20 protein-coding genes are annotated in these 18,889 nt (G+C 63.2%); 2 read left to right on the plus strand and 18 right to left on the minus strand.

Annotation, left to right across the window (positions count from 1 at the left end):
* Positions 1 to 57: 57 nt before the first annotated feature.
* A complete protein-coding gene (locus tag VR863_RS08735) occupies positions 58 to 975 on the minus strand; it encodes a DMT family transporter (RefSeq protein WP_324828078.1) in 918 nt (305 codons plus the stop codon).
* Between the two features lie 255 nt (positions 976 to 1,230).
* Here VR863_RS08735 and VR863_RS08740 point away from each other — a divergent pair, with 255 nt between their 5' ends.
* Complete coding sequence (locus VR863_RS08740) at positions 1,231 to 2,757, plus strand: TadA family conjugal transfer-associated ATPase (RefSeq protein ID WP_324828079.1); 1,527 nt, start codon at positions 1,231 to 1,233, stop codon at positions 2,755 to 2,757.
* 97 nt (positions 2,758 to 2,854) lie between these two features.
* On the opposite strand, the gene VR863_RS08745 is transcribed toward VR863_RS08740, so the two are convergent.
* A complete protein-coding gene (locus VR863_RS08745) occupies positions 2,855 to 3,085 on the minus strand; it encodes a hypothetical protein (RefSeq protein ID WP_324828080.1) in 231 nt (76 codons plus the stop codon).
* Positions 3,086 to 3,202: 117 nt separating this feature from the next.
* Between VR863_RS08745 and VR863_RS08750 the strand changes: the two genes are divergently transcribed.
* On the plus strand, positions 3,203 to 3,331 hold the full coding sequence (locus VR863_RS08750; protein WP_324828081.1) for a hypothetical protein: 129 nt from the start codon (positions 3,203 to 3,205) through the stop codon (positions 3,329 to 3,331).
* Positions 3,332 to 3,410: 79 nt separating this feature from the next.
* Here the strand turns inward: VR863_RS08750 and VR863_RS08755 are convergent, their stop codons facing one another.
* From VR863_RS08755 to VR863_RS08830, 16 genes are all read right to left on the minus strand, one after another.
* Complete coding sequence (locus VR863_RS08755; protein WP_324828082.1) at positions 3,411 to 4,997, minus strand: fatty acid--CoA ligase; 1,587 nt, start codon at positions 4,995 to 4,997, stop codon at positions 3,411 to 3,413.
* Between the two features lie 27 nt (positions 4,998 to 5,024).
* Complete coding sequence (locus VR863_RS08760) at positions 5,025 to 5,477, minus strand: ABA4-like family protein (RefSeq protein WP_324828083.1); 453 nt, start codon at positions 5,475 to 5,477, stop codon at positions 5,025 to 5,027.
* A gap of 3 nt (positions 5,478 to 5,480) precedes the next feature.
* The gene (locus VR863_RS08765; RefSeq protein ID WP_324828084.1) at positions 5,481 to 6,455 is read right to left on the minus strand and encodes a bile acid:sodium symporter family protein; all 975 of its coding nucleotides are present in this window, start codon (positions 6,453 to 6,455) and stop codon (positions 5,481 to 5,483) included.
* Positions 6,456 to 6,479: 24 nt separating this feature from the next.
* Complete coding sequence (locus tag VR863_RS08770; protein ID WP_324828085.1) at positions 6,480 to 7,181, minus strand: NAD(P)H-binding protein; 702 nt, start codon at positions 7,179 to 7,181, stop codon at positions 6,480 to 6,482.
* On the minus strand, positions 7,174 to 8,334 hold the full coding sequence (locus VR863_RS08775; RefSeq protein ID WP_324828086.1) for a deoxyguanosinetriphosphate triphosphohydrolase: 1,161 nt from the start codon (positions 8,332 to 8,334) through the stop codon (positions 7,174 to 7,176). The genes VR863_RS08770 and VR863_RS08775 overlap by 8 nt, the downstream gene beginning before the upstream one ends.
* 131 nt (positions 8,335 to 8,465) lie before the next feature.
* Positions 8,466 to 9,611: a S8 family serine peptidase gene (locus tag VR863_RS08780; RefSeq protein ID WP_324828087.1), complete on the minus strand. Its 1,146-nt coding sequence runs from the start codon at positions 9,609 to 9,611 to the stop codon at positions 8,466 to 8,468.
* A gap of 135 nt (positions 9,612 to 9,746) precedes the next feature.
* On the minus strand, positions 9,747 to 10,436 hold the full coding sequence (locus tag VR863_RS08785; protein WP_324828088.1) for an aspartate/glutamate racemase family protein: 690 nt from the start codon (positions 10,434 to 10,436) through the stop codon (positions 9,747 to 9,749).
* Positions 10,437 to 10,512: 76 nt separating this feature from the next.
* Positions 10,513 to 11,505, minus strand: a complete 993-nt coding sequence (locus VR863_RS08790) for an alpha/beta fold hydrolase (RefSeq protein ID WP_324828089.1) — start codon at positions 11,503 to 11,505, stop codon at positions 10,513 to 10,515.
* Positions 11,502 to 12,500, minus strand: coding sequence for an SO2930 family diheme c-type cytochrome (locus VR863_RS08795; protein WP_324828090.1), 999 nt, complete (start codon positions 12,498 to 12,500; stop codon positions 11,502 to 11,504). The genes VR863_RS08790 and VR863_RS08795 overlap by 4 nt, the downstream gene beginning before the upstream one ends.
* On the minus strand, positions 12,497 to 13,702 hold the full coding sequence (locus tag VR863_RS08800; RefSeq protein WP_324828091.1) for a parallel beta-helix domain-containing protein: 1,206 nt from the start codon (positions 13,700 to 13,702) through the stop codon (positions 12,497 to 12,499). Before VR863_RS08800 ends, VR863_RS08795 begins: the two co-directional genes overlap by 4 nt.
* 57 nt (positions 13,703 to 13,759) lie before the next feature.
* On the minus strand, positions 13,760 to 15,286 hold the full coding sequence (locus VR863_RS08805) for a hypothetical protein (protein ID WP_324828092.1): 1,527 nt from the start codon (positions 15,284 to 15,286) through the stop codon (positions 13,760 to 13,762).
* A gap of 59 nt (positions 15,287 to 15,345) precedes the next feature.
* Entirely contained in the window at positions 15,346 to 15,687 is a 342-nt protein-coding gene (locus VR863_RS08810; RefSeq protein ID WP_324828093.1) for a hypothetical protein, read from the minus strand.
* A 4-nt stretch (positions 15,688 to 15,691) separates the two neighbouring features.
* Positions 15,692 to 17,131: an NAD(P)(+) transhydrogenase (Re/Si-specific) subunit beta gene (locus VR863_RS08815; RefSeq protein WP_324829249.1), complete on the minus strand. Its 1,440-nt coding sequence runs from the start codon at positions 17,129 to 17,131 to the stop codon at positions 15,692 to 15,694.
* Between the two features lie 74 nt (positions 17,132 to 17,205).
* Positions 17,206 to 17,490, minus strand: a complete 285-nt coding sequence (locus VR863_RS08820; protein ID WP_306087535.1) for an NAD(P) transhydrogenase subunit alpha part 2 — start codon at positions 17,488 to 17,490, stop codon at positions 17,206 to 17,208.
* A gap of 23 nt (positions 17,491 to 17,513) precedes the next feature.
* Complete coding sequence (locus VR863_RS08825; protein ID WP_324828094.1) at positions 17,514 to 18,638, minus strand: NAD(P) transhydrogenase subunit alpha; 1,125 nt, start codon at positions 18,636 to 18,638, stop codon at positions 17,514 to 17,516.
* Positions 18,639 to 18,648: 10 nt separating this feature from the next.
* Complete coding sequence (locus tag VR863_RS08830) at positions 18,649 to 18,774, minus strand: aa3-type cytochrome c oxidase subunit IV (RefSeq protein ID WP_324828095.1); 126 nt, start codon at positions 18,772 to 18,774, stop codon at positions 18,649 to 18,651.
* Positions 18,775 to 18,889 lie beyond the last annotated feature (115 nt).

The raw sequence follows: 18,889 nt of genomic DNA on the forward strand, positions 1-18,889 counted from the left end.
AAACGCTGTTCCTTGAATTCCGTCCGCCCGCCTGACTTAACGACTATTGAGCGCTTATCAATCGACCGCTGGCGCCGTTGTCTGCACTGCCGGCCTGGCCGAAGGGGTGCTCCACCACAGGATCAGCCCGGCGCCGATTATGATGCCCGCCCCGGTCAGGGTCAGCGCATCGGGCACATCGTCAAACCACCACCATCCCATGAAGGTGGCGACCAGCATCTGGACATAAGTCGTCGGAGCGATGGTGGCCGCCCCCGCGCGCATCGTGCCCATATAGGTCAGCCAGTGTGCCGTCGTTGCCGTGACCGCCACCACGGCGCATCGCGCAATCACTGTCCAGTCAGGGGGCGTGATGGCCAGGGCCTCGATTCCTGAAAAATGCCCACCGATCGTTGCGATCAGCAACAAGGGCATCGCGCCAATCGCGATATAGGCCTGCATCGACAGGGAACTGCCCTGCCCGGCGCTGGCCCGGTTGGCGATCACCATCAGCGAAAAGAACCCCGCCGATGCCAATGGCAACAGCGCCACCGCGCCCAGTTGCGCAAGGTTGGGCCGCAGCACCAGGGCGACGCCGCAAAGCGCCACGATCGACGCGATCCAGACGGCCGGGCGGACTTTTTCGCCAAGCAAGGGACCGCTCAACAGCGCCACCAGCACGGGGGCCACGAAACCCAGCGCCATGGCAGACGCCAGCGGCATGACGAAAATCGCGGAGAAAAAGCAAAGTGTCGCGCCCGCGAGGCAGATCCCGCGCGCCAGCTGCAACCACGGATGGCTGGGGCGGAAAGACGCCCCTCCTTCGCGGTGTCCCAGCATGGCCGACAGTGCCACCGCCCCCAGGGCGAACCGCAAGGTGGCCACGGCCAATGGCGACCATTCGCCCGCCATCGTCTTGATGACGGCATCGCCCACCGACAGCACGGCAAAGCCGGTCAGCGCCAGGATAATCCCGCTGCGTTCGCTATGTTGCATTGTCGGCCCCGATTTCCGCGAGTTGCCGGGCCCCGCTATACGTCGACTGCGCCCGTGACCAGCCGTTAACCACCTGCGCTGTATAAGGCTGCCGCAGCCTCGAACTTTCCCGAGGCAAAAGCGGCTATCGGCCGGTCGCCATTAGGGAAAAATCAAGGTTTCTTTTTTATTCACCAAACATCGAGACGCGAACTTTGCCGAAAATTCGGCTGAGTACGCGCTGGGCAGAACAAGAGTATCCTCGGGGGTAATGCAATGAGCGCATTCGGACGGAAAAATGGACCGGCAGGGATGGCCACCGGTGCACGTCCGCAATTCGGCGTCGCCCGCCCCATGCACGGCGGCGGCGCTGCGCCCGGCAGGCAGGGCGAAGGCCAGGCAGATGGCGGCGAACAGTTCCCACCCCTGCCGGAAAAGCCCGCGCCCGCATCGGGCGGCAAGCCCGGCGCCGAAGATGCGATGTCGCGCCTTACCGACCGCATGAACACGACCCACTCGGGCGAATCCGAAGTAGGCGGGTTCGAAGCGAGTGTTCACAAGATCAAGGAACAGGTCCTCCCGCGCCTGCTCGAACGCGTCGACCCCGAAGCCGCGTCGACGTTGAGCAAGGACGAGCTTTCCGAAGAATTCCGCCCCATCATCATGGAAGTGCTGGCCGAGCTGAAGGTCACCCTTAACCGCCGCGAACAGTTCGCGCTGGAAAAGGTGCTGGTCGACGAACTGCTCGGTTTCGGTCCGCTCGAAGAGCTGCTTACCGATCCGGACGTGACCGACATCATGGTCAACGGCCCCGACCAGACCTACATCGAAAAGAAGGGCAAGCTGACCATCGCGCCGATCAAGTTCCGCGATGAAAACCATCTTTTCCAGATCGCCCAGCGCATCGTGAACCAGGTCGGCCGCCGCGTCGACCAGACCACCCCGCTGGCCGACGCCCGTCTCAAGGACGGTAGCCGTGTGAACGTCATCGTTCCGCCGCTGTCGCTCAAGGGAACGGCGATCTCCATTCGTAAGTTCTCCGAAAAGCCGATCACGCTCGACATGCTCAAGGACTTCGGTTCGATGAGCGAGAAGATGTGTACCGCGCTCAAGATTGCGGGCGCCTGCCGGATGAACATTGTCATCTCGGGCGGTACGGGTTCGGGTAAGACGACCATGCTAAACGCCCTGTCGAAGATGATCGACCCGGGCGAGCGTGTTCTCACGATCGAGGATGCGGCCGAACTTCGCCTGCAGCAGCCTCACTGGCTGCCGCTCGAAACGCGTCCGCCGAACCTCGAAGGACAGGGCGCGATCACGATTGGTGACCTTGTGAAGAACGCCCTGCGTATGCGCCCTGACCGCATTATCCTGGGCGAAATTCGTGGCGCGGAATGTTTCGACCTTCTCGCCGCCATGAACACGGGCCACGACGGGTCCATGTGTACGCTTCACGCCAACAGCCCGCGTGAGTGCCTTGGCCGTATGGAAAACATGATCCTGATGGGCGACATCAAGATCCCCAAGGAAGCCATCAGCCGTCAGATTGCGGAATCGGTCGATCTGATCGTTCAGGTGAAGCGTCTTCGTGACGGTTCGCGCCGCACGACCGAAATTACCGAGGTTATCGGGATGGAAGGCGACGTGATCGTCACCCAGACCTTGTTCAAGTTCGAATATCTCGACGAAAGCGACGACGGCAAGATCATCGGCGAATTCCGCAGTTCGGGCCTGCGCCCCTACACGCTTGAAAAAGCGCGCCAGTTCGGTTTCGACCAGGCGTATCTGGAAGCCTGCCTGTAAGCTCGAGTCAGCAAGCAGCGGGCGTCTGCGGCAGGTGACGAATCACGGCCGCGGATGACGCAGGCGCAGGTTCGTGAAAGGCTGCCCGTCCGGCAGGTCAGCCTTGCGCCAGTCCGGGTATTGCCACCGCAAGACATCCCCCGCCGATGACCGCGAAACACACGAACAACCCGGTCCACGGGACCCAGCCGACCCGGTTCAACTCGGCCCGCTTGATCCGCCGCCGTTCCATCCACGAACAGAACCCTGCAACCAGCAGAAACCCGACCCCCCACAGGGTCAGGATCTCGGCTTCGCTGGCAAACAGAAGGAAGTCAGGCGCTTTCATCGCGCGGGATATGGGAGCGGCGCTTCACACAGGCAATGGACGGGAGGGAACCGATGTGCAAATCATAGGTTTTTCTACGCGACGCGCCCTCCGGCGCCCTCAGGGAAGGAATACACCATGTTGAAGAAGTTCCTGCTTGCACTTGGCATCACCGCGATGAGCCTGACTGCCGCAGCGTGCAACACCGTGCGCGGCGTCGGTAGCGATCTTCAATCGGCCGCAAACGCAGTCGACGAAGAAACCTGAACCAGGCCACCACGATCAAAAAAGCCCGCCATCACGGCGGGCTTTTTTCGTTTCAGGCACCGCGTTGGCGCGATGCGGCCTAGTTCACCTGGCGTTCGCGCCCTTCCCAATACGGCGCGCGCAGTTCACGGCGCAGGATCTTGCCGCTCGCGTTGCGCGGCATGATTTCGATGACATCCACGCTCTTTGGTACCTTGAAGCCGGCCAGGCGTTCGCGCGTCCATTCGATGATGTCGGCCTGGTCCACTTCGGCGCCTTCCTTGGGCACGACGCACGCCTTGACCGCTTCGCCCCAGGTATCGTCCGGCACGCCGATCACCGCCACTTCCGCGACGGACGGGTGGCCATAGATCGCGCTTTCGACCTGAGCGGGATACACATTTTCCCCGCCGGATATGATCATGTCCTTGATGCGGTCCTGAATATAAACATACCCGTCATCGTCCATGTAAGCTGCGTCGCCCGTGTGCATCCACCCGTCGATCAGGGATGACGCCGTGGCGTCGGGCAGGTTCCAGTACCCCGACATGTTCGACGGGCTGCGGCAGATCAGTTCGCCCACTTCGCCGCGCGGCAATTCGGCGCCGTCTTCGCCAATGACCTTCAGTTCGGCACCCGGCACGGCCTTGCCCGCGCTTCGCATCCGCTGGTTGCCTTCCAGATCGTGATCTTCGGGGGGGAGCATGGCGATCGTGCCGGTCGTTTCGGTCATGCCGTAGCATTGGAGGAAGCCGGCACCCGGGATGGTTTTCACTGCCTCGCGCAGCAGATCGAGCGGGATCGGTGCCGCGCCGTACATGACGTATTTGACCGCGGAAAAATCGGTCGTCTTCGCGCGGGGATGATGCACCACCATCTGCAGCGCCGCCGGCACGATGAACAGGCGCGTGACGCCCTGTTCGAACCCGTCGAGCACGCCTTCCGGCGAAAATTCGGCCTGAACGATTGCGCGCAGACCCGCCGCCATCGCCATGATGCCCAATCCGGTGCCGCCGATGTGGGCGCACGGCATGCACACCAGGATGGCTTCGTTATCGTCCCAGCTGGACCACGGCTGGCCTGCGGCTTCTGCCGGTTGGCGCAGCGAGAACAGATTGGCGTTGGTCAGCACCGCGCCTTTCGGATTGCCGGTGGTGCCAGAGGTGTAAAGCTGGAGCACGGCGTCGTCTGGGCCGGCGGGCTCGAACTCGTCCGCGGGCGCGCTCGCAATTTCGTCCAGAGCCGCGGTCTTGCCGATCACTTCGGGGGCCGCATCCATCTGGCTGCAAGCCTTCGCGGCCAGATCGTCGAACCCTGAGTCGACAAACAGGACCTTGGCCCCGGTATCGCCGAGGATGTAGGCGATTTCCGGTGCGGCAAGTCGCCAGCCGATCGGCACCATCACAACGCCGACACGCGCCGCCGAATAGAACAGCTCGAAATAGAGACGGTCGTTCTTGCCCAGCCAGGCAACCCGATCGCCCTTGGTAACCGCGTGAGCGGCCAGCATCGCCACAATCCGGCGCGAACGTTCTTCCAGGCCGGCAAAGGTAAGCTCGTCACCTTCCTGCTCGAGCGCGATCCGGTCGGGCCGTTCCTGCGCCCAGTGACGGATCAGTTCATCGAAAGTCAGTTTTCCGGCTTCGGCCATTTTCTCTCCGCTCCTCAAGTCTCCGAGCGGCATCATGGCATTTCATGGCAATCTGGCAAGCGGCTATTGCCACCGCCCCCCTTGCCGGGCGCGGCGTTCGCGGACGATCAGCCAGACCAGCAGGCCCAGGGGTCCGGCCATGAATGTCGCAAGCAGGATCGGCGCCTGCACAAAGCGCGAAAATTCCTTGGCATCGGCGTCCCTGGCGATCCACAGCCCTACGAACAGATCGAAGGCGAGATAATGGATCCAGGCGATGGTCGTACCCCCGTCGCTGGCGAAGATCGACTGCACGCCGGAAATGCTGGTGAAGTCCACTACCCCGCCGGCACCGCCGACCGGATCGAAGGCGCCGGTCATCAACCCGATGATCCCGGTGGCATACGCCAGGCACAAGAGGCCAACACCAAGATAAAGGACACCGGCAAGAAGCGCGGGCCAGCGCGGCAACACGATCAGGCCGATCCACATGACGATGGCCAACCCATTGGCGATCCCGAACACCGTGTCCCACATGCGTTAATTCCCCTGCTTCGCGCGCCGTCGCCACCAACTGGCGAGCAGGCTGCCGATAACCACGTGATAGACCGCCGAGATTGCGCTGGGAACCGGTGCGAGCGCGGCCTGCATCGGATTGGCGAACTGGGCCGCGAAGCTTGGGGCAGAAGCAAGCGTCGAGCCCAGCCCGCTGTTCTGCATGCCCACCTCGATGCTGACCGTGCGGGCCGACTGTTCGTCCAGCCCCAGCAGCCTGGAGAGCGCGTATCCCAGAGCGAAGCCGGTAACGTGGAGGAGAAACAGCGCCAGGAGCAACACGCCTGCGTATTCGCTGATCAGATCCTTCGATCGGGCAACGATGGCCCCGACAATCAGCACGACGAACAGGATCGAAACGAGCGGCGCGACCGGTTCGATCCGTTTCGTGACATTGGGCACGAGGGCACGCAACGCGACGCCTGCGATAACGGGAACCAGAACCACCGCGATCATCGAACGGAACAGGGCCCAGCGGTCGATCTCCACGAACACGCCGGCCAGCCATCCGGTCAGCAGCGGGGTGACGACAACTGCGACAAGCGTGGATGCCATGGTCATGGTAACCGACAACGCGACATTCGCCCTGGCGAGATACGCCACCACGTTGGAAGCCGTGCCCCCCGGACAACACGCCACCAGCACCAGTCCGACCGCAAGCCCGGTTTCGAGATTCAGGCCGCTGGCCAACGCAATTCCGGCAAGCGGCATGATCGTGAACTGCAACGCGACGCCGGCGGCCACGGCGCGCGGCAGGCGCGCGACCCGGCGGAAATCGTCCAGTGTGAGCGTCAGGCCCATGCCCAGCATGATTATGCCCAGCATGACGCTGACCAGCGGCTGACCGAATGGAGCGATGCTGCCATCGACCACCCACAGGAAAAGCGGCGGGACGAACCACGCCAGCACGGTTCCGGCCACCGTCCAGAAGGCGAACAATCGCGTTGCCAGTCCGATCATGCCCTCGCCCCCCTTGCCAGCTGCCTAATCGGTGTCGGTCGTCATCCGGGGCAGCGCCTTTGCCGCCCGCAGGATCGCATCGTGATCGTGCACGAACCGCCCGCGCGCGGCCCGTTTGGCCAGCGACAGGGCGGCATCGGCCACCGTTTCGGCATGTACGCCGCGAAACTTGCGGTATTTGCCGTGCAGCATCAAATTCATCACCGGCGCGGCCATGATGCCAAGCCGTTCTGCGGGCCGCCGGTCGCCTTCGCGGTGCCCAAGCAGGAGGCCGGGGCGAAGAATGTCCAGCCTGTCGAAACGCACCTTCGTCAGATCGCGCTCCACCTCACCCTTGACGCGCAGGTAGAGGTTCTTCGATGCGATATCGGCACCGACCGAGCTGACATGCACGAAGCGTTCGACCCCGTGTTCCTTTGCCGCGCGTGCCACGGCCAGAACCAGGTCCTGATCGACAGCGCGGAACGCCGCCTCGTCCTCGCCTGATTTCTTCCATGTGGTGCCCAGCGCGCAGATCATCGCTTTGGGCCGGACAGCTTCCAGAACTTCGCCCCAGCTTCCGGGGTCAGCCACGAACATTTCCATGCGAATGCCGCGCGGCAGCACCGTTTCCCGGCGTGCGATGCCCGTAAGACGAACATCCTCGCGTCCGACGCAGCGTTCCATCACCGCGCGCCCGATCAATCCGGTGGCCCCGACCAACGCGATGCGGATTGCATCAGACATTGCTCAACCCTTCCGGCGCGCGGCCATAAATCCGGCGGACCTGCTCGATGGCGAAGCGATCGGTCATTCCCGCGATGAAATCGGCGATATGGCGGCTCCGGCCCGGGTCACCATCCGGCAATTGGGCGAGCCATTCGTCGGGCAGCAGCTTGGGGTCCTGGCGGTAGGCGACAAACAGGCGGGCGATGACATCGCGCGCACGTTCGGCCGTGCCAATCTGTTCGGGATGGTAATAGAGCTTGTCGTACATGAACGCCTTGAGACGGCGCTCCTCCTCACGCATCGACGGCGAAAATCCTGCAAGACCCCGACCTGCCGCACGCACATCGTCCGCGCTGGCAATGCCGGCCAACTGCTCGCGCGTATGGGTCAGCACGTCGTTGACCATAAGCCCGATCTGGGTGCGAACCAGCTCGCGTTGCTGGCGATCGCGCCCGGCGTGCGGAAAACGGCGTTCGACGGCCCGCCATTGATCCGCAACCGATGGCAGCACCAGAAGATCGTCCATTTCGATGAATCCGGCGCGCAGCCCATCATCGATATCGTGGTTGTCATAGGCGATATCATCGGCGATCGCGGCCACCTGCGCTTCAAGCGATGGCCATTCGCCCAGCGCCAGCGGGAACGCCTTGTCGATTTCGGCCAGGGCCCAGTTCGGCGCGACTACCGGCCCGTTGTGCTTGGCCATCCCCTCCAGCGTTTCCCAGGTGAGGTTCAGCCCTTCATGGTCGCAATAGGGACTTTCGAGCCGCGCCAGCGTGCGAATGCCTTGCGCGTTGTGGTCATACCCGCCGGCATGGGCCATCGCCTCTTCCAGCGCTTTTTCCCCGGCATGGCCGAACGGCGGGTGGCCGATGTCATGCGCCAGGCACAACGCCTCGGTCAGGTCTTCATCGAGCCCAAGCTCGCGCGCGATCACACGGCCTATCTGGGCAACTTCGAGGCTGTGGGTCAGGCGGGTGCGATAATGATCGCCGTCGGGTGCGATGAACACCTGGGTCTTGGATCGCAGGCGGCGAAAGGCGATCGAATGGACGATCCGGTCGCGATCACGCTGGAATTCGCTGCGCGGCCCGCGGGTTCCCTCGCGCTCTTCGGCGAATTCGCGCCCGCGGGTTGCAGCGGGGTCGGCGGCGTAGGGGGCTCGTTCCATGGGTGGTGCGAGGCTTAGGTGAGAGCCATCCGCGCGACAACGTGAACAGAGCGGGAACTGTGCCCCTTATCGGCAAAAAGAAAGGGCTGCGCGACCGATGCCGCGCAGCCCTTCCCGTTTTTTGAATATGATCAGTTGATGCCGATCGTGTCCGGGTTGCCGTCCGGATCGCCGTTGACAGTTCCGCCGCTACGAATGGCACCCAGCAACAGCAGGCCGGCTGCGTGCGGGCTGGCCATCGACGTTCCCGAAAGCGTAGCGTAGCCACCATCCTTGTAGGTCGACGGAATAGCCGAACCCGGTTCCGCGAAATCGACCGGCGGGTTGCCGTAATTCGAGAAACTCGACCAGCTATCGTTGGTCTTGGTGAACGAGCTGATGGTGTAGATGTTGTTGCCGTTGGCCGACGCAGGCGACTTGGTCGTTGCGCTGGTCGATTCATTGCCCGCAGCCAGTGCGAACTTCAGTCCCTGACCGGCAGCGGCTTCGACAGCTGTGTTCAGCGCCTGGCTGAAACCGCCACCAAGGCTCATATTGGCGACATCGCCGTTGCTGTGATTGTCGGCCGCGTATTCGACACCGGCAATCACGCCCGAGTTCGAACCCGAACCCTGGCGGGTGAGCACCTTGACGGCGACAACCTTCGTGCCCGGTGCAACGCCAACGACGCCGATACCATTGCCCTTTATCGCGGCGATCGTGCCCGCAACGTGAGTTCCGTGGCCATTGGCGTCATCGCCGTCGGATTCGCGCGTGAAGCTGCGCGAACGAGCGGTATCGACGTTGAGGTCGGGGTGGGTGTAATCGATGCCGGAATCGATGACCCACGCCGTCGCGGTCGAGCCGGAGAGGCCACCGCCGACACGGGTTACGCCCCAGGGAGTGGACTCAGCCGGTGCGGAGCCGCCGCCGGGCTTGCCGGCGCTGCCACCGGGCTTGCCGTCGGCAGTCATGATCTGGTCTTGCTCGCAGTATGCGATCCGCGGGTTGTTCGCCTGCATCTTGGAAACACCCTGCGCCGAAGCGTTGACCGAGAATCCGCGGATGGTGTTCTTGTAGGTGAAACCCACTGCACCGCCGGCAGCCTTGGCCGAACGCGCGGCTTCTGCAGTTACATTACCCTTGGCGACCAGGCCTGGGTTGAACACACAGATGTAGGCATTCTCGATTTTCGAGCCCTTGGCGGGCGCGGATTGGGCTGTGCCCGTTGCAGCAAAGCCAGCCGCCGCAAGCGCAACGGCGCTCACAGCCGCAATGCGACCGAACGTAATTTTCATAATGCGAGTCCCTTCCCTCAAATAGAAGAAGGGCAGCATGACGGGTTGAAACGATCAATCAATGTCGTGGTAGTTAATTTCCGCTGAAAAATTCGAAAGTGTAGCGAAAAGGACGCATCATTTGTTCGACAGGCTTCAACCAAGGATCCAGTCGGCCGCCGCACGGCAATGGATCGACGTTGAATCGAACACCGGCAGAACATTCGCCCGCGTGTCGACCACCATTTCCAGTTCGGTGCAGGCCAGCACGATTGCAGCGGCGCCGTCCTTTTCCTTCTGGGTGATGATGGTCTTCAGCGCACGTTCCGCATCGCGGGTGACGCGGCCCAGCATCAGCTCCTTGTAGATGATCCCATCGACCATCTCGACGGTTTCGGGATTGGGCGGCAACAGGTCGACCCCGTGGGCGACAAGACGGTTGCGATAGAACCCTTCGGTCATCACCAGGCGCGTGCCGAGCAAGGCGGCGCTTTCGCACTTCGCTTCCTGCATCGCCTGGCCGACACTATCGGCAATGTGCAGAACGGGTATCGAGACCGCTTCGGTAAGCCGGTCATAGACCATGTGCATCGCGTTGGCCGCGATGATCAGCCCTTCGGCTCCGGCGCTTTCCAGGCGGCGCGCAGAATCGACAAGTATCGTGCCGACCCGGTCCCACTCATCGGCCTGCTTGGCCTGGTATATCTGCGAATAATCGAGGCTTTCGATCAGCAACGGCGCGCTGGCCATCGGCGCTGCACGCTTCTGCACGAACTGGTTGATCCGTTCGTAATAGGCACGGGTCGAGATCCAGCTCATCCCCCCGATCAGCCCCAGCTTGCGCAAAGCCCCAGTTCCTTCCTGTCGAATTTTCTAGGCCGTGCATGGCCCGCCCTCATATCAGAGGGTTACAACGATCAGGTCAAAGGGCGGTTCCAGCATTCCCGGACGCTGGGGAATTTTCCGGCGCCGCACCCGTTTCGGCAAGCCACGCCCGCAGGTCGGCAAGGCTGCGTTCGGGCGCTTCCTCCATCGGGATGTGTCCGATCCCCGGATAGGCAACCAGCGTCGCGTTGGGCAGATGATCCATATACCAGCCGGCTGCCTCGAAGGGGACGAGAGCATCGTCTTCGCCCCACATGACCAGCGTCGGAACCCGCATCGCGGCCACCGTTTCGGCGGGGAAGGATTTGCGCGGGGTCGAGAAACGCTTGCGCGTCGCCTCGCGGTTGCCCGGATAGCGCGCCATTTCCCAATACCGGTCGACCGCCTGCGGAGTGACGACAGACTGGTTCGACACGCTCTGCGACAGGCTCTTTTCGATCAGAGAGCGCGGCAGGAGCTGGCTCATCAGATTGCCGATCACCGGTTTGGTCGCGAGGCTGAACGCGAGGTTTCCGCCCCCTTCGCGCATGACGGGCGCGCCGCTCGCGTCCACCAGCACCAGCCCTTCCAGCCGGTCGGGATTGGCGATCGCATAGCCCATGGCGATGGCACCGCCCATCGAATTGCCCGCCAGCGTGAAGGTTTCCACGCCCAGCGCGTCGGCCACCTTGTCGACATCGCCGATGAACGATGTCAGCTCGTAATTTCCGTCCGGTGCAGGACCGCTCAGGCCGTGCCCGCGCTGGTCGAACCGAATTACCCGGTATTCATCGCGCAGTCCGTCGGCCCAATCGCGCCACGTGTGCAGATCGGCGTTCGATCCGTGGAGCAGGATTATGACCGGCGCGCCGCGCGGACCTTCGTCGCGCACATGGATTGCCCGTCCATCGTCAAGGGTCAGCCTTTGCGAAGGCGCGCTGCCGTACCGTGCCCACATCTCGTCAGGATCGGTGTCGGGCACCCGGAACGCCAGGAAGGTCACAATCACGAGAGCGACGAGAACGCCCACTATTCGGAGAAAGGTTTTCATGGAGCCATTTCCTCTATCCAGCGCCGCACGATGGCGATGCCGTCCTCGTCAACGGTGGATTTGCCGATTTCGGGCATCGCAATTCCCGGCTCGTTGCTTTGCATGCGATACGTCAGGATCGAACTGTCGGGCGATCCCGGGACCACATCGAACAGATGCCCCCCCGCCCCGCGCCCCGCCGCGACGGGGCGTTTGCCGATACCCAGTGCGTGCGGGTCCTGCTGTTCCCACCGCAGATCGAGCCCGCTGTTCGAAGCCGTGGCCCCGGGGCGATGGCAATGCGCGCAGTTCACATCGAGATAGGCCCGCGCGGCCGATACGGTTGGAACGCGATCGCGTGCCTCCCACAAGGGCAGCTGGTCCGATGCATCGGGCACGGCGTCGAGGTTTCCGGCCTTGACCATGGCGGACAACCATTCCTGCGACAGGTTCCGCGCTTTTGGCCCGATGGGCACGACTGTGCCGTCAAGCCCGTGGCATTCCTTGCACTGGTTCTTGTTCGGGACGCGATAGCTGATCGCCTCCCCGCGCGGCGTCACCAGATCGACCCGTGCGCCGACAATTGCCAAGCGGGCGTCGGTCTGTTCGGCATTCCAAAGGTAGGGCAAGGCAACCCAGCCGTCCGCGCGGTGCAGCAGGACCCGCGTTTCGATCAGGCGCCGCTGTGCGCCGTCCCCGAAGGCGAAGGTCTTGATCAACGCAGAGCCGACGGGCAGGCCAAGCAGGCCTTCACCATCGGCCACGGCGGCCGCGCCTTCGGGCAGATAAACGAAGCGCAGCTTCTCCGCCCCGTCGGAATAGAGCGGCGTGTTCAGCCGGTAGGGGGTGACGCCCGGTCCGGGAACCTGGCCCGACAGATCGGCAAAGAACCCGTAATCCGAAAGCGCACGCGGCATCGCCTCCTGGGTGATGGCGGCGTCGGTATCGCCCCGCGGGACCGCCATCGCCGTCACCGCGCTTGCCAGCGCGATTGCGAAGATGGCTTTACGGATCATCCACCCAGTCTTTCGTCCAGTTCGGCCGGTGCGCCGATACCTTCGCGGAAGAACACGTCCACCGGACGCGGCGCGTTCTGGAGCAGCGCAGGCTGCGCTCCGCCAAGGCCCTTGCCCTGTTCGGTAAGGCCCAGTGTCCAGCCGGTAATTCCGGGTGCGACACGCAGCGTGGTGGCCGGATTGCCGAGCCCGTCCCACAGCAGCGGCGGCAATTCCCCTCCGAAAGCGCCCAGGAGCGCTTCCGCCCCTTCGAGCTGGGGATCGTAACCGCCGTCCGCAATCAGGTTCGCACCCACCGTGACGTTGCGCGGATAGGGATCATAGCGCGGATCGTCGAACTCCTGCGTGTAGGCGATGACCATGATCGGGGCGGTCGGGTTGCCCGACAGGATGTTGTTTTCCACCAACACCCGATCGTTCGCCATGACCATGATACCCGTACCGCGGCGGACGCCCGCCACGATATTGCCGGGTGGCGCGAAATTCGGCGTATCGTTTGCCACCACCAGATTGTTGGCCACGATAACATTGCCCCCACCCATCACCGGAAGGCCGGGCAGGTCGAAAATCAGGATACCGCCCGTGTTGCGGGTGGCGATATTATGTTCGACCAGCGCGTTTCGACTGTTTTCGATCTCGATCCCGGCGACATTCGCTTCGGCGATCGAATTCCGCACCGTGATACGGTTCGACTGGCCGACATAGATACCGGCATCGGAGGCCCCGGTAACCTTGGCCCCGTCAACCAGGACCCCGTCGCTTTCGACCGGATAGATGCCGTAGGCGCCATTTTCCGGATGCGGCCCACGCGTCCACGTTACGCGGATGCGATGATAGACGATATTGTCCGCGCCCTTGGATTTCACCCCGTCACCCTTGGGATTTTCCAGCGCGAAGTCGCGCAAGGTCACGTTATCGGACGTGACCAGCAAACCTTCGCCCGCGCCCTGCTGGCCGGTAAAGTCGAGCACTGTCCCATCCATGCCCGCGCCGCGCACGGTCACACCGTCCACATCGAGGCTCAGTCCGTCGCTGATGGCGTAGCGGCCGGCTTCCAGGACGATCTCGTCGCCCGGCTGCACGAGGATCAGCGCTTCCTGCAACCGTTCCTGCGCACCTTCACCCGCGGCGATGGTGTGGGTTTCGGCAAGCGCTGGTGCGGCGCCCGCCAGCAACACGGCTGAAATCGTCAGTCTGAACATGAGTCTCTCCCTTGCAGCCCACTGTGCCGCAAGGACCGGCGAATGCAAGACGGCGCTTCAACGCATGCTTGCTTGTGCCCGCTCCAGTCCATCGATCGACAGCTTGCGGCCAGGCGCGAAGGCGAGCGCTTCGCGGAACGCCGCTGCCGCTTCGGCATGGCGACCCGATGCGGCAAGATGCTCGCCAAGAATTTCCCAACCCGGCTTCCCGACCGGGGGCGGCCCATAGACCACGGGCGTTGCGCTTTCCGCACGGGACGCTGCGCGGAGCATGTCGATCCCTTCGTCCGTTCGCCCCTGCGCTATGGCAAGCAGCGCATCGCCCTGCGCCAGCTGACGCTCCATCCACGGCCTGATCCAGGTGTCGTACGGCGATTCCTGCGTCAATGCGGCGTCGATCTGGCCAGCCAGGGCCTTCATGTCGGCGAGGGCGGCCGTGACATTAGCCGGACGGGCCGCGCCGGCCAGAAGGCGCGAATAGGCGAAATCGAAACGGGCAAGCAGAAAGCCGTCCCCAATGCCGTCCAGCGGTTCGGCCCAGTCGCCGGTCGCAACGCCGTTCCACATGGCCATGCCCGAATAACTTGCAACAGGGCCCGAACCCAGCTGGTTCCTGGCACCGCCAGCGATCTGGGCTTCGGCCTGCACACGGCATTCGGCGATCAGCCCGCTCGCATCCTTGCCCTGCTGCAACAGCGAATAGGCAAGCCATTCGTTATAATGCCCGCAGGAACTTGGTCCGCGTCCGGAAGCCTCCCGTTGCCGGTCGACCACCGCGTCGGCGTTGATATTCGCCTTTTCGGTCGCCTCCCAATCCGCCAGCGCGTGGAAGATGTGGCTGACCATGTGCTGTGCATGGCCTGCATCGGGCGCGACGACGGAATAGCGCGCGGCCATGCGCCTGCCGAGCGGGGCATGAACCGGATCGTCATACGAATGGATCAGATAGTGAAGGATGCCGGGGTGCATTTCGTGGGTCATGAACCCGGCTTCGAGCACGCCTGCGGCATCCATGTAGATCGGCAGCTGCCGCCCTCCATGCGAACTGGCCAGGATGGCAAGGCCCGTGAACGCCCGCACATCGATATCGTCGGGATAGGACGCGAGCATTGCGCGCATGTCCGCCATGTAGGCAAGATCGCGTTCTTCCTTGGTGCCGGCGCCGTAAAGCGTCTCGACCGCCGCAAGCCACCTCGCCTCCTGCGGGTTGCGCGCCCTGGCTGCGCGGTCCGCCGCGGTCGCGCCCAGCTTGCCCAGCGCGGCAAGCGCGGCATCGCGATCCTGATCGTCCCATAACGAATGGTTGTGGCTCATCGCCTCGCCCCAATACGCCATGACGAAAGCGGGGTCGGCGGCCTGGGCGCGGCGGAATTCCTCTGCCGCAAAATCGTATTCGAAATTATGCAGCAGGGCGAGCCCGCGCAGAAACGGCTGGGCGGCTGCTTCGTTCGCGCTGGATTGCATCACCATGTATTCGGTGCCGACCCGTTCCAGCGTGGTGTCCGTGTCCTCCGAATGCCCGGAATGCGCCATCGCCGCCGGCGCCATCATCAGCGCAGCGGATGCCAAAAGCAGGTTTTTCATGATCCCTCTCCCTTGGCGGACATCATGCCGCAGGGAGAGCGAATTACAAGGTCGGGCGGTCAGCCGGCGGTGAAGGAACAGATCGCCGCAGACGTGGCGACGACTTCGATCGCTTCCGGATCGTCGACCCGGCGCAGGCGTTCGAGAAACTCGGCCATATTGATCGGCACCGCGCCTTCGTCCTCACTCGGTTGCAGCTGCTGCAGCTTGCGCAGTTGAACGAGTGACAGATTGTCGGCCATCCGTGTTCCCATGCAGGCGGCGACAGGTGCCGGTATGCCCTGTTCGACCAGCACGGCTTCGATCCGCCCTGCGGTCACTTTTTCCGCCCCACCGAGCCATGCCCACAGGCCGACACCGGCCAACGCCAGGAGCGCCATGACGATGAAAATCTTGCGCATCGGATCAGTCCATCGCCTTGACGATTTCCTCGACCATTTTCTTGGCGTCTGACAGCAGCATCATCGTCTGGTCCATGTAGAAGACATCGTTGTCGACGCCCGCATAGCCCACGCCGCCCATGCTGCGCTTGATGAAGAAGACCTGCTTGGCCTTGTCCACGTCGAACACGGGCATGCCGTAGATCGGCGATGACTTGTCGGTCTTCGCCGCCGGGTTCACCACGTCGTTCGCCCCGATGATGAAGGCTACGTCGGCCTGCGCGAACTCGGAGTTGATATCCTCCAGTTCGAAGACCTTGTCGTAAGACACGTTCGCTTCCGCCAGCAGCACGTTCATGTGGCCGGGCATACGTCCCGCGACGGGATGGATGGCAAACTTCACCTCGATGCCTTTTTCTTCGAGCATATCGGCCATTTCACGCAGCGCGTGCTGCGCCTGCGCCACCGCCATACCGTAGCCGGGGATGATGATGACCTTTTCCGCCTGTTCGAGCATGAACGCCGCATCGGCTGCGCTGCCGGTTTTGTAAGGACGCTGTTCGCGCGCCTCGCCCCCGCCTGCGCTCGCGTCAGCGCCGAATCCGCCCGCGATCACGCTGATGAAACTCCGGTTCATCGCGCGGCACATGATGTAGCTCAGGATCGCGCCCGAGCTGCCCACCAGCGCGCCGGTGATGATCATCGCCGTATTGCCGAGCGTGAAGCCCATCGCCGCCGCCGCCCAGCCAGAATAGCTGTTGAGCATCGACACGACGACCGGCATGTCGGCCCCGCCGATGGGTATGATCAGTAGGAAGCCGATCACGAAGGCCGCGGCGACAATCGCCCAGAACAGCCACCCTTCACCCGCGCCCGCGGTGGGCTGCATCGCATAAAGCGCCGTTCCTGCCAGGATTGCGGCCAGCGTACCCAGATTGATGATGTGCCGCGCGGGAAGCAGAATGGGCGAACCGCTCATGCGGCCCGACAGTTTGGCAAAGGCGATGACCGACCCGGAAAAGGTGATCGCGCCGATCGCAGCGCCAAGCATCATCTCGATCCGGCTGACCGACGAGATATTGCCGCTTTCTTCCAGGATTCCAAAGGCCCCCGGATTCAGGAACGCCGCCGCTGCGACCAGCACCGCGGCCAGGCCCACGAGACTATGAAAGGCAGCGACCAACTCCGGCATGGCGGTCATCGCGATGCGGCGGGCAATGCTGAAGCCGATGATCCCGCCAAGGAATATCGCGATGCCGATCTCGACGATGTTGGCCACTTCATGGGTGACGAGTGTCGTCGCCACGGCGATCAGCATTCCGGCCATGCCGAACCGGTTTCCCGTTCGGCTGGTCGATGGCGAGGAAAGACCCCGCAGCGCCAGAATGAAGAACACGCCGGCCACCAGATAGGCCAACGCAACCCAGGGATTTACAGGGCCATGCGCCGCGGCGTCCTGAACCATGGTGCCAACGGTTTCGACCCCCTGATCGTCGACGAACCGGAAACTCGTGGCTTGTGCCAACATCGGGAGAAGCATCATTTCTTCTCCTTCTTCTTGTACATGGCCAGCATTCGTTCGGTGACCGCAAAGCCGCCGAAGATGTTCACGCTGGCGAGCACGATGCCGAGCAGCCCCAGCCATTTGGCCCCCGGCACGTCCGCAGCCGCAGCCGCGATCAGCGCGCCGACGATGATCACGCTGGAAATCGCATTGGTCACCGCCATCAGCGGCGTGTGCAGCGCGGGCGTGACCGACCAGACCACGTAATAGCCGACGAAACACGCCAGCACGAAGATCGACAGGATGCTTATGAAGTCCAAGTCAGGCCCTCCCAGGGTCCGGATTATTGTGCGTTAAGCCGCTCGCTCACCACCCGGCCGCCTTGCGTCAGCCGCACGGCGTCACCGATTTCTTCGTCCAGCACCGGCTTGCCCGCTTCGGCGTCCCAGAAGGCGGACAGGAAATTGTAGAGGTTGCGAGCGAACAGCGCCGACGCATCGGCAGCAAGATGCGCCGCGGTGTTCGAATAGCCGACGATCCGGACGCCGTGCTTTTCAACCACCTTGTCGGGAACCGAGCCTTCGACATTGCCGCCTTGCGCCACGGCAAGATCGAATATCACGCTGCCCGGCTTCATCGTCGCAATCTGCGCGTCCGAAATCAGGCGCGGCGCGGCGCGGCCGGGGATCAGCGCCGTGGTAATGACGATGTCCTGCTTGGCGATATGCCCCGATACCAGTTCGGCCTGCGCCTTCTGGTATTCTTCGGACATTTCGGTGGCGTAGCCGCCCGAACCTTCCCCCTCGATCCCGGCGACATTCTCGACGAAAATCGGTTTGGCGCCGAGCGACTGGATCTGTTCCTTCGTGGCCGAACGCACATCGGTCGCGCTGACCTGCGCGCCAAGGCGTTTGGCCGTGGCAATGGCCTGGAGACCCGCAACGCCCACGCCCATGACAAAGACCCTGGCAGCCTGAACCGTGCCGGCGGCGGTCATCATCATCGGGAAGGCGCGGCCGTATTCGTTCGCTGCCGTCAGCACCGCCTTGTAACCGGCAAGGTTGGACTGGCTGGAAAGCACATCCATGCTTTGCGCGCGGGTGATGCGCGGCATGAATTCCATCGACAGGCCTTCGAGCCCCGCCGCGGCATAGGCATCGACGCGGTCGCGCCGCGTGAAGGGATCGAAGGTCGCGGCGACCCAGGCGCCCGCCTTCGCGCCCTTGAGCGCGGCAACATCGGGCGCCTGAACGCCCAGCACGATATCGGCATCCTTGACCGCCGCAGCGGCAGAGAGGACGTCTGCTCCCGCTTCGCGATACGCCTGATCGGTGATGGAAGCGCCGACACCGGCCCCTTCCTCCACCGCCACCGTGGCCCCGAGTGCGGCAAATTTCTTTGCCGTTTCCGGAGTGAGAGCGACCCGGGTTTCGCCCGGAGCGCGCTCTTTCAGCACCGCGATGCGCATGCCGGGGCGCTTAGCCCGAAATCAATATAACGACGACAAGTGCGATAACCGCAATCAACGGCACCGACCATTTGAGCATGCCGATGAAAGAAGAATAGGTCTTGCCGTGCGCCTTCATGTCGTTGGCGGAATCCATGCGATACCCCTGATCTGGATAATGGTGTGGTGGCTGCGTCTATCGCGCTCGCGCCACGCGCTCAAGCCCCACGATGGCATCCATCCACGCGGCAACACGCTTAATCGGCTCTTTA

The organism is Qipengyuania zhejiangensis (genome assembly GCF_035607565.1).
Taxonomy (GTDB): Bacteria; Pseudomonadota; Alphaproteobacteria; order Sphingomonadales; family Sphingomonadaceae; genus Qipengyuania; species Qipengyuania zhejiangensis.

What these genes read in the sequence shown, in the direction of transcription:
- VR863_RS08735 (WP_324828078.1), bottom strand. Translation starts at nt 975, where the DNA reads ATGCAACATAGCGAACGCAGCGGGATTATCCTGGCGCTGACCGGCTTT.
- VR863_RS08740 (WP_324828079.1), top strand. Translation starts at nt 1,231, where the DNA reads ATGAGCGCATTCGGACGGAAAAATGGACCGGCAGGGATGGCCACCGGT.
- VR863_RS08745 (WP_324828080.1), bottom strand. Translation starts at nt 3,085, where the DNA reads ATGAAAGCGCCTGACTTCCTTCTGTTTGCCAGCGAAGCCGAGATCCTG.
- VR863_RS08750 (WP_324828081.1), top strand. Translation starts at nt 3,203, where the DNA reads ATGTTGAAGAAGTTCCTGCTTGCACTTGGCATCACCGCGATGAGCCTG.
- VR863_RS08755 (WP_324828082.1), bottom strand. Translation starts at nt 4,997, where the DNA reads ATGATGCCGCTCGGAGACTTGAGGAGCGGAGAGAAAATGGCCGAAGCC.
- VR863_RS08760 (WP_324828083.1), bottom strand. Translation starts at nt 5,477, where the DNA reads ATGTGGGACACGGTGTTCGGGATCGCCAATGGGTTGGCCATCGTCATG.
- VR863_RS08765 (WP_324828084.1), bottom strand. Translation starts at nt 6,455, where the DNA reads ATGATCGGACTGGCAACGCGATTGTTCGCCTTCTGGACGGTGGCCGGA.
- VR863_RS08770 (WP_324828085.1), bottom strand. Translation starts at nt 7,181, where the DNA reads ATGTCTGATGCAATCCGCATCGCGTTGGTCGGGGCCACCGGATTGATC.
- VR863_RS08775 (WP_324828086.1), bottom strand. Translation starts at nt 8,334, where the DNA reads ATGGAACGAGCCCCCTACGCCGCCGACCCCGCTGCAACCCGCGGGCGC.
- VR863_RS08780 (WP_324828087.1), bottom strand. Translation starts at nt 9,611, where the DNA reads ATGAAAATTACGTTCGGTCGCATTGCGGCTGTGAGCGCCGTTGCGCTT.
- VR863_RS08790 (WP_324828089.1), bottom strand. Translation starts at nt 11,505, where the DNA reads ATGAAAACCTTTCTCCGAATAGTGGGCGTTCTCGTCGCTCTCGTGATT.
- VR863_RS08795 (WP_324828090.1), bottom strand. Translation starts at nt 12,500, where the DNA reads ATGATCCGTAAAGCCATCTTCGCAATCGCGCTGGCAAGCGCGGTGACG.
- VR863_RS08800 (WP_324828091.1), bottom strand. Translation starts at nt 13,702, where the DNA reads ATGTTCAGACTGACGATTTCAGCCGTGTTGCTGGCGGGCGCCGCACCA.
- VR863_RS08805 (WP_324828092.1), bottom strand. Translation starts at nt 15,286, where the DNA reads ATGAAAAACCTGCTTTTGGCATCCGCTGCGCTGATGATGGCGCCGGCG.
- VR863_RS08810 (WP_324828093.1), bottom strand. Translation starts at nt 15,687, where the DNA reads ATGCGCAAGATTTTCATCGTCATGGCGCTCCTGGCGTTGGCCGGTGTC.
- VR863_RS08815 (WP_324829249.1), bottom strand. Translation starts at nt 17,131, where the DNA reads ATGGTTCAGGACGCCGCGGCGCATGGCCCTGTAAATCCCTGGGTTGCG.
- VR863_RS08825 (WP_324828094.1), bottom strand. Translation starts at nt 18,638, where the DNA reads ATGCGCATCGCGGTGCTGAAAGAGCGCGCTCCGGGCGAAACCCGGGTC.
- VR863_RS08830 (WP_324828095.1), bottom strand. Translation starts at nt 18,774, where the DNA reads ATGGATTCCGCCAACGACATGAAGGCGCACGGCAAGACCTATTCTTCT.